Consider the following 14,795-nt stretch of genomic DNA (forward strand, 5'->3'; position numbering starts at 1 on the left):
CGGACTTCACGACTCCATTGACGCGTACGGGCCGAAGAACGGCAAGGACGAGTTCCGGACCGCTCTTCGGGCCGCCGGGACGGAGGTGCTCAGCCCGCGGTGACGGTCGCGCGGACCGTGCCGTCGGGTGCGGCCACCAGCACCGGCGTGGCGGGTCCGCCCAGGTCCCGTACCGCCGCCCGGTCCTGCGCGGACGCGGACTCCGCCTCGGTCACCACCGCCGCCGCCTCCAGCGACTTCGCGCCGGACGCCACCGCCATGGCCACCGCCGTCTGGAGGGCGCTGAGCTTCAGGGAGTCGAGAGCGACGGTGCCGGCCACATACGTACGGCCGGTCTCGTCGCGTACGGCCGCCCCCTCGGGCACACCGTTGCGGGCGCGGGCGGACCGGGCCAGGGTGACGATCTTGCGGTCCTCGGGGTCGAGCGCGTTGCTGTCGGTCATGCCCCGAGCATACGAAGCCCCGGACCGCCCACCCGGCCACGGGGTGCACCGCCCCGCGTCGGCGGCCCGCCGCCGGGCGGCCCGGCCGGCGCCGCTCAGTCGAGGGTCTGGACGATCTCGCTGCGCGTGGCCGTGTGGACGACCCGGGCACGCGCTCCGTTCACCAGCGGCAGGTACGGCGGGACGTGGCCGCACTCGACGTCGGCGACGATCGGCACGCCGAGCGGGCCGAGGGCGTCGAGGACCGCCTCGTGCTGGGTGAGCGTACGGCCGTCCGGCGCCCCGGTGCGGCCGACGAGCACCGCCTTCGCCGCGTCGAAGAACCCCGCCAGGCGCATGCCGTGCAGATTGCGGCAGATGGTGAAGGCGTTGTCCTCCGCCGCCTCGACGTACACCAGCAGCCCCTCCGGGGCCAGGTCGCGGGCGAAGGACCGGACGTCGAGGTACGGCGTGCCCGCCAGGTTGACGAGGGTCTCGACACAGCCGCCGATCAGCCGCCCCTCGACGTCCACGTCCCCGTCGCCGTCCAGCCGGGTCCATCCGCCCGCGGTGTCCAGGGTGAGCTCGCGGACGTCCGGACGGGCGCGGTAGTCGTCCCAGCCGCTCGTGCGGTGGCGGCCCGGCGGGGTCTGGGCGAGGGGCTCGCCCCGGGGCGCGGCGACGATGTCCAGCCAGGACAGCAGCCCGTCCGGCACCCGGTAGGGGGTGTCCATGAGGTTGTTGCCGTGCACGGTGGCGACGCCGGTCAGCAGCGTCAGGGGCGTCATCAGGGTGGACAGGTCGGAGAACCCGACCAGCCAGGTCGGCTCGGCCTCGCGCAGCCGGTCGAAGTCGAGCAGGCCCACCAGGTCGATCGCGGTCTCCCCGCCCCACGGCGGCACCACGGCCCGGATGCCGGGGTCGGTCAGCATCTCCATCAGCTCGGCGGCCCGCTCGGCGGCCGGGGCGCTGAGGTGTCCGGCGCCGTCCATGCACCGGCCGACGGCCACCTCGTACCCACGGGCCCGGAGATCGCCCACGGCCACCTCGAACCGGGCCCCGAGCTCTTTCGGGACCCCGCTGGAGGGCGAGGTGATGCCGACACGGTCACCGGGGCGCAGCGGGCGCGGGTATCGAACTGGCATGCGGGGATTCTGGCACGGCGTCAGGGCGGCCGGCAGGGGAACCGGGCGTCAGGGCCGGTCCAGCCGGAGCCGCTGCGCCCTGGGCAGACCGGCCACCACCAGGTCGTAGGAGTCCTCGACGAGCTCCCTGACCAGCCGGCCCGGGAGTCCGCCGTCGGCCGTGACGGTGTTCCAGTGGCGCTTGTTCATGTGGTACCCGGGGACGATCAGTCCGGGGTGCTCGTCCCGCAGCCGGGCCGCGTCCTCCGGATCGCACTTGAGGTTGACCGTCAGGGGCCGCGCGTCCAGGTTCGACAGGGCGAACATCTTGCCCAGGACCTTGAAGACGGAGGTCTCCGGGTTGAACGGGAAGTCCTCCACGACCGCGTTGAAGGACAGGCACAGGGCGCGCAGCTCCTGGGGGGTCACTCCGGCTTCGTCTCCTTCTCGTCGCCCGGTCCGGCGACGCCCACCGGCTCCACCAGGACCGTCACGATCTTGTTCCGGCGGCCGGCGGAGGCCTCCGCGGTCAGCCGCAGCGCACGGCCGTCGGGGAGTTCGACGGCCGCCGACGCCCCGGCGATGGGCACCCGGCCCAGTGCCTTGGCCAGCAGTCCGCCGACGGTCTCCACGTCCTCGTCGTCGTACTCCTCCAGGCCGTACAGCTCGCCGAGGTCGGTGATGTCCAGGCGGGCGCTGACCCGGTGGCGCTCCTCGCCGAGCTCCACCACCGGCGGGATCTCCCGGTCGTACTCGTCGGTGATCTCGCCGACGATCTCCTCCAGGATGTCCTCGATGGTGACGATGCCGGCCGTGCCGCCGTACTCGTCGATGACGACGGCGACGTGGTTGCGGTCCTGCTGCATCTCGCGCAGCAGGTCGCCGGCGTTCTTGGTGTCGGGGACGAAGGCGGCGGGCCGCATGGCCGTCGAGACCAGTTCGCTCTCCGCGTCCCGGCTGATGTGCGTCTTGCGGACCAGGTCCTTCAGGTACACGATCCCGACGATGTCGTCCTCGCTCTCGCCGGTGACGGGGATGCGCGAGAAGCCGGACCGCAGGGCGAGGGTGAGGGCCTGCCGGATGGTCTTGAAGCGCTCGATGACGACGAGGTCGGTGCGCGGGACCATCACCTCCCGCACGAGCGTGTCGCCCAGTTCGAAGACCGAGTGCACCATGCGGCGCTCGTCGTCCTCGATCAGGGACTCCTTCTCGGCGAGGTCGACCAGCGCGCGCAGTTCCGCCTCGGAGGCGAACGGGCCGCGCCGGAAGCCCTTGCCCGGGGTGAGCGCGTTGCCGATGAGGATCAGCAGCGAGGGGATCGGGCCCATGATCCGCGCGAGCGGCAGCAGCACGTACGCCGCCGCCGTCGCGGTGTTGAGGGGGTGCTGGCGGCCGATGGTGCGCGGGGAGACGCCGACGGCGACGTACGACACGAGGACCATGACCCCGATGGCGATCAGCAGGGCCTCGGGGGTGTCGTCGAACTCCTTCAGGCTGCCGTAGGCGACCAGCGCGGCCGCCGCCATCTCGCAGACGACCCGGACCAGCAGCGCCACGTTGAGGTAGCGGGTGGGGTCGGCGGTGATCTGGGACAGCTTCGCGCTGCCGCGGCGGCCGGACTTCACCGCCTCCTCGGCGCGGAAGCTGGACACGCGTGCCAGGCCCGCCTCCGCGCAGGCGGCGAGCCAGGCGACGACGATCAGCGCGATCGCGCCGAGGACGAGTGGCGCACTCATGAAACGGTGGGAGCCGGAGACGGGCCGGTCAGGCCGTTCTCCGCGCGCCAGCCGTCCACGATGGCGGCCTGGAGGCCGAACATCTCGGCCTTCTCGTCGGGCTCCTCGTGGTCGTAGCCCAGCAGGTGCAGCACGCCGTGGACGGTGAGGAGCTGGAGCTCCTCGTCCATGGAGTGCTCCGTGGGCGCCTCCTTGCCCTGGCGTTCGGCGACCTCGGGGCAGAGCACGATGTCGCCGAGGAGGCCCTGCGGGGGCTCGTCGTCGTCCTTCGACGGCGGACGCAGCTCGTCCATCGGGAAGGACATGACGTCCGTGGGCCCCGGCAGGTCCATCCACTGGATGTGCAGCTGCTCCATGGCGTCGGCGTCCACGACGATCACCGAGAGCTCGGAGAGCGGGTGGATGCGCATCCGCGCGAGCGCGTAGCGGGCGATGTCGAGGATCGCCTGCTCGTCGACATCGGTTCCGGACTCGTTGTTGACGTCGATCGACATGGTGCTGACTTGTCTACTTCCGTTTGGTGCGGCCGCCCTTGTGGGTGCCGTTCTCCGTACCGTTCTCGCTGTCGTACTTCTCGTACGCGTCGACGATACGGCCGACCAGCCTGTGCCGGACGACATCCTGGGACGACAGCCGGGAGAAGTGGACGTCGTCCAGACCCTCCAGGATGTCCTGCACCTGCCGGAGGCCGGACTTGGTGCCGTTGGGGAGGTCGACCTGGGTCACGTCACCCGTGATCACGATCTTCGAGTCGAAGCCGAGCCGGGTGAGGAACATCTTCATCTGCTCGGGGCTCGTGTTCTGGGCCTCGTCCAGGATGATGAAGGCGTCGTTGAGCGTGCGGCCGCGCATGTAGGCCAGCGGCGCGACCTCGATCGTCCCCGCGGCCATCAGCCTCGGGATCGAGTCCGGGTCGAGCATGTCGTGCAGCGCGTCGTACAGCGGACGCAGGTACGGGTCGATCTTCTCGTACAGCGTGCCGGGCAGGAAGCCGAGGCGTTCGCCGGCCTCCACCGCGGGGCGGGTCAGGATGATGCGGTTGACCTGCTTGGACTGCAGGGCCTGCACCGCCTTGGCCATGGCGAGATAGGTCTTGCCGGTGCCCGCGGGACCGATGCCGAAGACGATCGTGTGCTTGTCGATCGCGTCGACGTACCGCTTCTGGTTGAGGGTCTTGGGGCGGATCGTGCGGCCTCGCGAGGACAGGATGTTCTGCGTCAGCACCTCGGCCGGGGTCTCCTGGCCGTCGCTCGTCCCGTTCTCGCTCGCCCTCAGCATGGCGATCGAGCGTTCCACTGCGTCCTCCGTCATCGGCTGCCCGGTGCGGAGCACCAGCATCATCTCGTCGAACAGGCGCTGGACGAGGGCGACTTCCCGCCCGTCGCCGACCGCGCTGATCTCATTGCCCCGGACGTGGATGTCGGCCGCCGGGAAGGCCTTCTCGATCACGCGCAGCAGGGAGTCGCCGGATCCCAGGACGGTCACCATGGGGTGTTGCGCGGGAACGGTGAACTGTGCTCTCGCCTGCCCCTGAGCAGGGGTGCGAGCTGTGGGTGTCTGAGTCATGGGCCGGCTCTGTAGGCCTGCGGTTCCTCCTCGTCACGGCCGCGTAGCTGAGGGCGGCCTCGCGATTCCAAGGGTACGACGGTGCACCGTCAACGCCGTAGGGCTTTTCTGCACCCCGGTCCCATGGGCATCGTGCGCCGCGCTCACGCCGAGCGCCCGAACCCGATCGTCGGCACCGCCCGGCGCAGCGGCCAGGGCCTGACCCGCTCCTCCCCCGGCACCAGCCGGTCCAGGAACGCGTACCGCCGCAGGGCGGCCGGATCCTGTTCCTCGACCGACTGCACCCGGCGCCACCAGGCCGCGATCTCCGCCCAGCCGGGCGCCGACAGGGAGCCGCCGAACTCCTGGACGGAGAGGGCGGCGGTCAGACCGGCGAAGGCCAGCCGGTCGGCGAGCGGCCAGCCCGCCAGGGTGCCGGTGACGAAGCCCGCCACGAAGACGTCGCCCGCGCCGGTCGGGTCCAGGGCCTCGACGGCGATCGCCGGGACCTCGGCGCTCTCGCCGGTCCGCCGGTCGACCGCGTACGCGCCGTCCGCTCCGAGGGTGACGACGGCGAGCGGTACATGGGCGGTGAGGGCGTGGGCGGCGGCGCGGGGGCAGTCGGCGCCGGTGTAGCGCATGGCCTCCTCGGCGTTGGGCAGGAACGCCTCGCAGTGCGCGAGGTCGGCGAGGCCCGCCAGGTCCCAGGCGCCGGTGTCGTCCCAGCCGACGTCGGCGAAGATCCGGGTGCCCGCGCGGGCGGCCTCGGCGATCCAGGGGGCGGTCCGCCCGGGCGTGAGGGAGGCGACGGCGGCGCGCGCCCGCGGGGCGTGCTCGGGAGCGCTCTCCTCGGGGGGCGGCTCGTGTCCGTGCGAGACCATGGTGCGCTCGCCCTCGTAGGCCATGGAGACGGTCACCGAGGAGTGCCAGCCGGGGACCGTGCGGGACGGCGCGAGGTCGATGCCCTCGCCCTGCTCCAGGGCGTCCCAGCAGTACTCGCCGTAGTGGTCGTCGCCGAAGGCTGCCGCCAGGGACGTGCGCAGGCCGAGGCGGGCCAGCGCGGTGGCCATGTTGGCGACGCCGCCGGGGCTCGATCCCATCCCGCGCGCCCAGGACTCGGTGCCGCGCACCGGGGCGGAGTCGAGCCCGGTGAAGATGATGTCGAGGAAGACGTCACCGGTGAGGTACACGTCCCAGGGCGGGTCGTCGGGGGTGCGCAGGGCGGACAGCGGATCGATGTGGGCCTGCCACTGCGGGCCCGGGGTGATGGGCGACGGTCCCTTTCCGTCGTAGGCGTCGTACGCGATCACGTGGCGCTCCCTGGCGTGGTGCGGATCTGGCCAGTGTGCACCAAGCCACCGACAATGTGCCGTGTGTCACGTCCGGCCGCCGCCGGGACGGGGACCTGTCCGCGACCGCCCGCCCCCGGGTGCCCCGTGCGCCCCGGCCGCCGCGCCGGGCCGTCACCAGCGGGGGACGGACGGGGTGACCCAGTGCGGGTCGGTGGCGCGCATCGCGGCCGCGTCGTCGCGCTCGCGCAGCCGGCCGTCGTCGTCGAGCCAGCGCCGGTGGAGGAACTCCAGCCGTTCGCGGTCGAGGGTGACGCCGAGGCCCGGGGCGTCCGGCACGGCGACCCGGCCGCCGTCGAAGGCGAGGCGCTCGGTGAGGACGTCCTCCGACTGCCAGGGGTAGTGGGAGTCGCAGGCGTGGTGCAGGTCCGCGACGGTGGCCGCGACATGGGTCATGGCGGCCAGGCTGATGCCCAGGTGGGTGTTGGAGTGCATGGAGATCCCGACGCCGAAGGTGCGGCAGACGGCGGCGAGCTCCCGGGTGTTGCGCAGGCCGCCCCAGTAGTGGTGGTCGGACAGGACGACCTGCACGGCGCCCCGGGCGAACGCCTCCGGGATCTCGGCGAAGGTCGTCACGCACATGTTGGTGGCCAGCGGTACGCCGGTGCGGGCGGCGACCTCGGCCATGGCGGGGGTGCCGAGCGCGGGGTCCTCCAGGTACTCCAGGAGGTCACCGATCTCCTCGGCCACGCGCAGCGAGGTCGCCACGCTCCAGGCGCCGTTGGGGTCCAGGCGCAGCGGGTGCCCGGGGAACGCCTCGGCGAGGGCGCGTATCGCAGCGATCTCCTGGTCCGGCGGGAAGACACCGCCCTTGAGCTTGAAGGAGGTGAAGCCGTGGCGTTCGGTGAACCTGCGGGCCTGCTCGACGATCCCGGCCGGGTCGAGCGCGGCCCCCCAGTCGTCCTTCTCGCAGGCCGTGCCCTCGGGGTGGGCGGCCCACTTGTAGAAGAGGTACGCGCTGTACTCGACCGAGTCGCGGACCTTGCCGCCGAGCAGGGCGTGCACGGGCAGGCCGAGGCTCTTGCCGAGGGCGTCGAGGCAGGCGACCTCGAAGGCGGAGACGACGGACAGGCGCAGCTTGTCGGCGGTCTGCACGCCCCGCAGCCCGCCGACGTCGACCCGGCCGGAGGTGCGGGAGTCGTCGACGGCGACCTCGTCGGCGAGCGGGAACAGCGCGTTCAGGTCGCTGACCCGGCGGCCGACCAGACGGTCGGCGAACGGCCGGGCGAGTTCCAGGTACTTGGTGTCGCCGTAGGTCTCGCCGAGTCCGGTGACGCCGTCGGCGGTGACGATCTCGACGATCAGCCGGGGGGTGTAGGGCTGGTGCACGCCCTGCGTGTTCAGCAGCGGCGGGTCGGCCACCAGGATCGGGGTCAGCCGTACCTCGGTGATGGTCAGGTCGCGGGTCACGGGGTGGCTCCTCCGAGGTCGGTTCCGGCGGTCGGCCGGGCGGGCGCGTCAGCCATCGGAACGTCATCTACATATGAAAATGAAGGTTAGGTACGCGAACAGAGACCGTCAACGACGCCGCCTCTCGATCCCTCGTGACGTTCCTTCATGACACCTCGTCATGAAACGGGACGTTCCTCACATCTCATCCCGGACCCTTCTTCCCGAACAGCACTTTTGATACAAATTGCCCGCACGATCCCGTCTGTCGACGGTCGTCGCGCCTCCCCCGCCTTGAGCCGCTCCTTTCGCATGCCCCGGGAACGCCCGTGTCCGCCCATCGCACCAGCCCCTGGCCCCTCGTCGCCCTTTTCACGGCCGGATATCTCGCCCCGTACCTGCTGCCCACCCTGGTCGGCAGACTGGATTCGGGGCTGCCCCTGTCGGCCACCCAGGCCGGGGCGGTCGGCAGTGTTCTCCTGCTGAGTTCGGCCTCCGCCGGATTCCTGTTCGCCTCGCGCGTGGACCGGATCGGGGCGCGACGGCTGGCCCGGACCGGCCTCGCCCTCGCCGCGATCGGCTACGGCGGCGCGGCGCTCACCGGCGCCGTACCTGCCGTCGTGCTCGGCGCGCTGCTGGGCGGGTTCGGATCCGGCACGCTCACCGCGGTGGCCGCCACCCGGATCGCCACGCAGCCCGACCCGCACCGCGCCTCGACCCTCGGCCTGCTCGGCGTCTCCGGGCTCGCCGGGCTCCTCCACCTCACGCTGCCGCACCTCGGTCCGGGGCACGGCCGTCCGCTGGCCGCGCTGGCCCTGACCGCGCTCGCCGTCTGGCCCCTGACGGACCGTCTGCCGGAGCCCGCGGCCACCGCCCGGACCCCCCGGCGGCAGCGGGCCCGGCGGCTGCGGCCGTGCTCCGGTCTCGTGCTGGTCTCGGTGATGCCCTGCTGGTCCCTGGTGCAGAACTCCCTGTGGGGGGTCAGCGGCCGGATAGGACTGACCCAGGCGCACCTCACCGAGACGGCCGTCGGCGTGGTCTTCGCCGTCGCGCTCGGGGCGGCGCTGCTGGGAGTGCTGGGCGCGCGGGCGCTGGGGCCGCGACTGGGACGGGCGCTGCCGATCGGCGCCGGTACCGCGCTGATCGCCGGCTGTGTCGCGCTCAGCGCGTCCGCGACCGGCCCGACGACCTTCGCGATCGGCGAGATCGCCTGGAACACGATCTATCCGGTGGTGATGTCGTACGTCATCGGGCTCGCCGCCTCCCTCGCCCCGTGCGGCCGCTGGGCGGTGCTCGTCGGGTCGGCCGCCTCGCTCGGCACGGCGGCGGGACCGCTGACCGGGAGCCTGCTGGCGGCGCGGGCCGGGTTCCCCGCCATGGGCGCGGTGCTCGCCGCCGTACTGCTCCTCGTCGCCGTGCCCATGACGGCCGTGGCGCTGCGCGCCGCCGGGCGCCCGCTGCTGCCGGGCGTGGTCCGGCGGCGGGGCGGCGGTGTGCGCGTCGTCGAGGCGACGCCGGACGCCCCGCACGTCCCCGCCCGCAGCGCCTTCGACACGGTCGGCTGAACCCGCCCCCGCGCGGGGGCGGGCGGGAACGGCCGGACAGGACCTACGGGAACTCGTACGCCTCCACCTCGGCGAGGTAGCGCGAGCGCCGCTCCTCGTCGTCCTCCAGGAAGGAGGCGAGGAAGGAGTTGCGGGCCAGTTCGCGCAGCCGGTCCTCGCCCAGACCGAGAGTCGAGGCCACCGCGTCGAAGTTGTCGCCGGCGTAGCCGCCGAAGTAGGCGGGGTCGTCGGAGTTGACCGTGCACAGCAGACCGGCGTCCAGCATGGCGGGCAGCGGGTGGTCCGCCAGGACGTCCACCGTGCGCAGCCGGACGTTGGACAGCGGGCACAGGGTCAGCGGGACGCGCTCGCGCACCAGCCGCTCCACCAGGTCCGCGTCCTCCATGCAGCGCAGTCCGTGGTCGACGCGCTCGACGCCGAGCACGTCCAGGGCCTCGGTGACGTACTGCGGCGGACCCTCCTCGCCGGCGTGCGCCACGCGGCGCAGGCCCAGGGCGGCGGCCGCCTCGTACACCTCGCGGAACTTCACCGGCGGGTGGCCGACCTCGGCGGAGTCCAGACCGACGCCGGTGATCCGGTCGAGGTACGGCTTCGCCGCGTCCAGGGTCTCCATCGCCGACCCGGCGGACTCGTCGCGCAGGAAGCACAGGATCAGCCGGGTGGAGACCCCGTGGTTCTCCTCGCTGTGCCCGAGCGCCCGCCACAGCCCCTCGACGACCGTGCCCATCGCCACTCCCCGGGCGAGGTGGGCCTGCGGGTCGAAGAAGATCTCCGCGTGCCGCACGCCCTGCGCGGCGGCGCGGGCGAGGTAGGCGTTCGCGAGGTCCTCGAAGTCCCGCTCGGTGCGCAGCACCGCCATGAGCTCGTAGTACAGGTTCAGGAAGGACTGGAGATCGTCGAACCGGTAGGCCTCGCGGAGCTCTTCCGTGTCGGCGTACGGCAGCGTGACACCGTTGCGCGCGGCGAGCGCGAACGCCAGCTCGGGCTCCAGGGTGCCTTCGATATGCAGGTGCAGTTCAGCTTTGGGGAGGGGCATCAAAGCATCGTACGGCGGTTTTATCTGCGCTTCGGAACCGGCACTCGGAGCAGATCGTGCGCCACGCTCAGCTCCCCCTCGAAGCCGGCGGCCCGCGCCTGCCGCTCGAACTCGTCCGGTTCGGTATAGCGCTGGCTGAAGTGGGTGAGCACCAGGTGCCGCACTCCCGCGTCCCGCGCCACCCGGGCCGCCTGGCCCGCCGTCAGATGCCCGTGCTCCACGGCGAGGTCCTCGTCCTCGTCGAGGAAGGTGGACTCGATCACGAGCAGGTCGCAGTCCTGGGCCAGCGCGTGCACACCGTCGCAGAGCCGGGTGTCCATGACGAACGCGAACCGCTGCCCGCGCCGCACCTCGCTGACGTCCTCCAGGAGGACGGAGCCGATCGCGCCCTCCCGCTGGATCCGGCCCACGTCCGGGCCCTTGACGCCGTGCGCGGCGAGCCGCTCGGGCAGCATCCGGCGGCCGTCGGGCTCCACGAGCCGGTAGCCGTAGGACTCGACGGGGTGGGAGAGCCTGCGCGCCTCCAGCCGGTACGCGTCCGTCACGGCGAGCGCGCCGTCCTCGGCGACGGGGACCTCCTTGATGTCGACGGTCTCGCGGTAGGCCGTGGCATAGCGCAGGCGTTCGAAGAAATACCTGCCGGAGCGCGGGTAGTGCGCGGTGATCTCGTGCGGCACCCGGTCGAGGTTGATGCGCTGGATCACCCCGGCCAGACCCAGACTGTGGTCCCCGTGGAAGTGGGTGACGCAGATCCGGTTCAGGTCGTGGGCGGCGACCCCGGCCCGCAGCATCTGGCGCTGGGTGCCCTCGCCGGGGTCGAAGAGCAGACCCTCGCCGTCCCAGCGCAGCAGATAGCCGTTGTGGTTGCGGTGCCGGGTGGGCACCTGGCTGGCGGTGCCGAGGACCACCAGTTCGCGTACGGACACCGCCGCCTACCCGGGGGGCCAGTGCATACCGCGCCCGCCCAGGACGTGCGCGTGGGCGTGGAAGACGGTCTGGCCGGCGCCGGTACCGGTGTTGAAGACCACGCGGTAGCTGTCCAGCTTGTCCTCGTCCGCGACCGTCTCCGTCTCGCGCAGCACGTCCGCGGTGAGCGCGGGGTCGGCCGCGGCGAGCTCGGCGGCGTTCGCGTAGTGCGCCTTGGGGATCACCAGGACGTGGGTGGGCGCCTGGGGGTTGATGTCCCGGAACGCGACGGTCGTCTCCGTCTCACGGACGATCGTCGCCGGGACGTGCCCCGCCACGATCTTGCAGAACAGGCAGTCGTCCTGCGGCTCCCCTGCCATGCGTGTGCCTCCTCGCGCGGTCGGTCTCGTAGCAGGCATCGTAGCGAGCCGGAAGGTCACCCCGCGTCCGGGCGGCCGGAGCGGTCCGGGAGATCCGGGAGGTCCGGCGGGGTCCTGGCGGGTGTCGTCTCCAGCGCCTCCAGCGCGATCCGGACGGCCTCCGCGAGCTGGACGTCCCGCCCCGCCGCGTGGTCCTGCGGGCGCTGCACCGCCTCGACGTCGGGATCCACCCCGTGGTTCTCCACGCCCCAGCCGTAACCCTCCAGCCAGAACGCGTACTTGGGCTGGGTGATCAAGGTCTCGTCGACCAGGCGGTAGCGGCTGTCGATGCCGACGACACCGCCCCAGGTACGGGTGCCGACGACCGGTCCGATGCCCAGCGCCTTGATCGCCGCGTTGACGATGTCGCCGTCGGAGCCGGAGAACTCGTTGGCGACGGCGACGACGGGGCCGCGGGGCGCGTCACGCGGATAGCTCAAGGGCCGTATGCCCCGCGGCACGTTCCAGCCGACGATCCGCCGCGCCAGTTTCTCCACGACCAGCTGGGAGGTGTGACCGCCCCGGTTCTCCCGGATGTCCACCACCAGGCCCTCGCGGCCCACCTCCACCCGCAGGTCGCGGTGGATCTGCGCCCAGCCGGGCGCCTGCATGTCGGGGATGTGCAGATAGCCGAGCCGGCCGCCGGACAGCTCGTGCACGTACGCCCGCCGGTCGGCGACCCAGGCGTGGTAGCGCAGCGGCTCCTCGTCGGCGGTCGGTACGACGACCGCGTGCCGCAGGTCACCGCCGCCGGCCGGGGAGACGGTCAGCTCCACCGGCTTGCCGGCCGTGCCCACGAGGAGCGGGCCGGGGCCGGTCACCGGGTCCACCGGATGTCCGGCGACCGCGACGATCGCGTCCCCCGCGCGCACCGCGACGCCCGGCGCGGCCAGCGGGGAGCGGGCGTCGGGGTCGGAGGTCTCCGAGGGCAGCACCCGGTCGACGCGCCAGGTGCCGTCCGGGTGCCGGGAGAGGTCGGCGCCCAGCAGACCCTGGCGGGCGCCGCGGCCGTGGCCGCCGGGCGGGACGACGTACGCGTGCGAGGTGCCGAGTTCGCCCTGCACCTCCCACAGCAGGTCGACCAGGTCGTCATGGGTGGCCACCCGGTCCAGCACCGGGCGGTAGCGGTCCAGGACACCCGGCCAGTCGGTCCCGCCCAGGTCCGCCCGCCAGAAGTTGTCCCGCATGACGCGGCCGGTCTCCTCGTACATCTGCCGCCACTCGGCCGCCGGGTCGACGCTCTGCCGTACCCGGGTGAGGTCGACGGTGGTGTGGGAGTCGCCGTCGTCGTCGCCCGAGGCGCGCCGGTCGCTGGGGACGACCTTCAGCCGGCCGTCGGTCCACAGCAGCAGCCGCTTGCCGTCGCCGGTGACCTCGAAGCCGTCGGCGTCGGCGGCCAGGTGCTCGAGGCGCTGCCGGTCCAGGTCGTAGCGCTCCAGCTCGGTCTTGGGGTCGGGGTCGTCGGGGGTGGCGCGGGAGGCGCCGAGGACCCCGCGCACCGGGTGGCGCAGCCACAGCACACCGTCCTTGCCGGCCCGCAGGGTGGAGTAGCGGGCGGCCTCGACCGGGAAGGGCACGATGCGGTCGGCGAGTCCCTCCAGGTCGATCCGGGTCGCCGGGGTGCCCTCGCTGTCGGGCGTCTCGTCCTTGTCGGGGGCCTCGAAGGGGCGGCCGTGGCGCTGCGGCCCGAACGGCGACGGGGTGGTCGCGGCCAGCGTGATCAGGTGCGGGCGGGTGCTCTCGACGAACGAGAGGTCGAAGACGTGCTCGTCGTAGACCGGGTCGAAGGAACGGGTCGACAGGAAGGCCAGGTGCCTGCCGTCGAGGGTGAACGCGGGCGCGTAGTCCTGGAAGCGCAGCGGGGTCGCCTCGGTGACCGACAGATCGGTGGTGTTGGCGAGCCTGAGCTGGGCCAGCGGGCTCGGGCCGGGGTGCGACCAGGCGAGCCAGGCGGAGTCCGGCGAGAAGGCGAGGCCCTCCACGTCGCCGTGCTCGCTGCGGTCGACCTCGCGCACCTCGCCGGTCTCCCGCTCGACGAGCAGCAGCCGTCCGTCGTGCGCGGCGACGGCGGCCCGGCTGCCGTCGGGCGCCATCGCCAGGTCCAGGACCCGGCCGAGCCGGCCGGCGGCGATCCGGCGCGGGGTCGCGCCGGGGGCGAGGCCGGTCGAGGGCGCGAACTCCAGGGCGTCGTCGCCCTCGGCGTCGGTCACCCACACCACCCACTCCTCGCCCTCCGTGCGGAAGGTGCGCGGCAGCCGGGCGCGTACCCCGGGCCGGGCGGCCAGCGCGCGGGCCGGTCCCGCCCGGTGGGTGACCCAGTGCACCGCGCCGCGCACGGAGACCGCGCTGCCGCGCCCGGTGTGGTCGGGGGAGGCGGAGGCGAACCAGCGGCCGGCGTGCACCGGGTACGGCCGCCGGTCGGTGCGCTGCCCGCCGAGGCGGACGTCGAGGCGGCGCGGTTCGGCCCCGTCGAGGTCGTCGAGCAGCCAGAGTTCACCGGCCGAGGCGTACACGACCCGGCGGCCGTCGCTCGCGGCGTGCCGGGCGTAGAAGCCGCCGACGGGAGTGTGCCGGCGCAGGTCGGAGCCGTCGGCGAGGGAGGAGTACAGCGCGCCGGTGCCCTCGTGGTCGGAGAGGAACGCGAGCCGCTCCCCCGCCCACACCGGGAACTCCAGGTTGCCGTCCAACTCCTCGTGCAGCCGGGTGAATTCGCCGTCGTCCTCGCGGTCGATCCACAACTTGCCGGCCGTGCCGCCTCGGTAGCGCTTCCACCAGGCGGCCTCACGGCCCATCGGCGCGGACAGCAGCACGGTGTGCGGCCCGTACGCCACGTCCCCGACGGGCCCGTACGGCAGTACGGCGGCCGGTCCGCCGTCCAGCGGGACGGCGCGCGCCCAGGTGCGGCGCAGACTGGCCTGGCCATGGGTGGTGAGGGCGAGGACCTGGCCGTCCGGGGTCCAGCCGCGCACCCGGGTCGTCGCGCTGCCCCAGTACGTCAGCCGTTCGGTGGGGCCGCCCTCGACCGGGGCGATGTGCACCTCGGGGGCTCCGTCGCGGGTGGAGGTCCAGGCGACGGTGGTGCCGTCGGGCGAGATGCGCGGCATCGTCACGGGCATGTTGTCGGCGCTGACCCGCCAGGCACGCCCGCCGTCCAGGGGCGCGATCCATACGTCGTCCTCGGCCGTGAAGGCCACCGACTCGCCGTGCAGGTGCGGGAAACGGAGGTAGGCCGACGTGGGGCCGGAGGCAGCAGGCTGGGTCACGCGGTCACCCTATGCAGCGAGGGGCGCACGGGAACAGGGGG

13 protein-coding genes are annotated in these 14,795 nt (G+C 73.1%); 1 reads left to right on the forward strand and 12 read right to left on the reverse strand.

Annotation, left to right across the window (positions count from 1 at the left end):
• Positions 1 to 89 precede the first annotated feature (89 nt).
• From ACZ60B_RS10690 to ACZ60B_RS10725, 8 genes are all read right to left on the reverse strand, one after another.
• Positions 90 to 443, reverse strand: coding sequence for a cytidine deaminase (locus tag ACZ60B_RS10690; RefSeq protein WP_469385646.1), 354 nt, complete (start codon positions 441 to 443; stop codon positions 90 to 92).
• Between the two features lie 95 nt (positions 444 to 538).
• On the reverse strand, positions 539 to 1,567 hold the full coding sequence (locus ACZ60B_RS10695; RefSeq protein WP_469385647.1) for a S66 family peptidase: 1,029 nt from the start codon (positions 1,565 to 1,567) through the stop codon (positions 539 to 541).
• 48 nt (positions 1,568 to 1,615) lie between these two features.
• On the reverse strand, positions 1,616 to 1,975 hold the full coding sequence (locus ACZ60B_RS10700; RefSeq protein ID WP_469385648.1) for an MmcQ/YjbR family DNA-binding protein: 360 nt from the start codon (positions 1,973 to 1,975) through the stop codon (positions 1,616 to 1,618).
• The gene (locus ACZ60B_RS10705; RefSeq protein WP_469385649.1) at positions 1,972 to 3,282 is read right to left on the reverse strand and encodes a hemolysin family protein; all 1,311 of its coding nucleotides are present in this window, start codon (positions 3,280 to 3,282) and stop codon (positions 1,972 to 1,974) included. Before ACZ60B_RS10705 ends, ACZ60B_RS10700 begins: the two co-directional genes overlap by 4 nt.
• Complete coding sequence (ybeY, locus tag ACZ60B_RS10710; protein ID WP_469385650.1) at positions 3,279 to 3,776, reverse strand: rRNA maturation RNase YbeY; 498 nt, start codon at positions 3,774 to 3,776, stop codon at positions 3,279 to 3,281. Before ybeY ends, ACZ60B_RS10705 begins: the two co-directional genes overlap by 4 nt.
• A 13-nt stretch (positions 3,777 to 3,789) precedes the next feature.
• Positions 3,790 to 4,848 carry a PhoH family protein gene (locus tag ACZ60B_RS10715; RefSeq protein ID WP_152884144.1) on the reverse strand — a complete coding sequence of 353 codons (1,059 nt, stop codon included), beginning with the start codon at positions 4,846 to 4,848 and terminating at the stop codon, positions 3,790 to 3,792.
• 143 nt (positions 4,849 to 4,991) lie between these two features.
• A complete protein-coding gene (locus ACZ60B_RS10720; protein ID WP_469385756.1) occupies positions 4,992 to 6,095 on the reverse strand; it encodes a carbohydrate kinase family protein in 1,104 nt (367 codons plus the stop codon).
• A gap of 195 nt (positions 6,096 to 6,290) precedes the next feature.
• Positions 6,291 to 7,586: a glucarate dehydratase family protein gene (locus ACZ60B_RS10725; RefSeq protein WP_469385651.1), complete on the reverse strand. Its 1,296-nt coding sequence runs from the start codon at positions 7,584 to 7,586 to the stop codon at positions 6,291 to 6,293.
• Between the two features lie 308 nt (positions 7,587 to 7,894).
• Between ACZ60B_RS10725 and ACZ60B_RS10730 the strand changes: the two genes are divergently transcribed.
• Entirely contained in the window at positions 7,895 to 9,130 is a 1,236-nt protein-coding gene (locus ACZ60B_RS10730; RefSeq protein ID WP_469385652.1) for an MFS transporter, read from the forward strand.
• A gap of 43 nt (positions 9,131 to 9,173) precedes the next feature.
• Here the strand turns inward: ACZ60B_RS10730 and ACZ60B_RS10735 are convergent, their stop codons facing one another.
• Genes ACZ60B_RS10735 through ACZ60B_RS10750 form a run of 4 tightly spaced genes read right to left on the reverse strand, consistent with a single transcriptional unit; the run spans position 9,174 to position 14,754 of the window.
• Complete coding sequence (locus ACZ60B_RS10735) at positions 9,174 to 10,166, reverse strand: adenosine deaminase (protein ID WP_469385653.1); 993 nt, start codon at positions 10,164 to 10,166, stop codon at positions 9,174 to 9,176.
• A 20-nt stretch (positions 10,167 to 10,186) separates the two neighbouring features.
• Positions 10,187 to 11,092, reverse strand: coding sequence for a ribonuclease Z (locus ACZ60B_RS10740; protein WP_469385654.1), 906 nt, complete (start codon positions 11,090 to 11,092; stop codon positions 10,187 to 10,189).
• Positions 11,093 to 11,098: 6 nt separating this feature from the next.
• Positions 11,099 to 11,452 (reverse strand): histidine triad nucleotide-binding protein, encoded by a 354-nt coding sequence (locus ACZ60B_RS10745; protein ID WP_469385655.1) that lies wholly within the window; start codon positions 11,450 to 11,452, stop codon positions 11,099 to 11,101.
• A 56-nt stretch (positions 11,453 to 11,508) separates the two neighbouring features.
• Entirely contained in the window at positions 11,509 to 14,754 is a 3,246-nt protein-coding gene (locus ACZ60B_RS10750; RefSeq protein WP_469385656.1) for a S41 family peptidase, read from the reverse strand.
• Between the last annotated feature and the right edge of the window lie 41 nt (positions 14,755 to 14,795).

This window comes from Streptomyces sp. NPDC104096 (genome assembly GCF_055584385.1).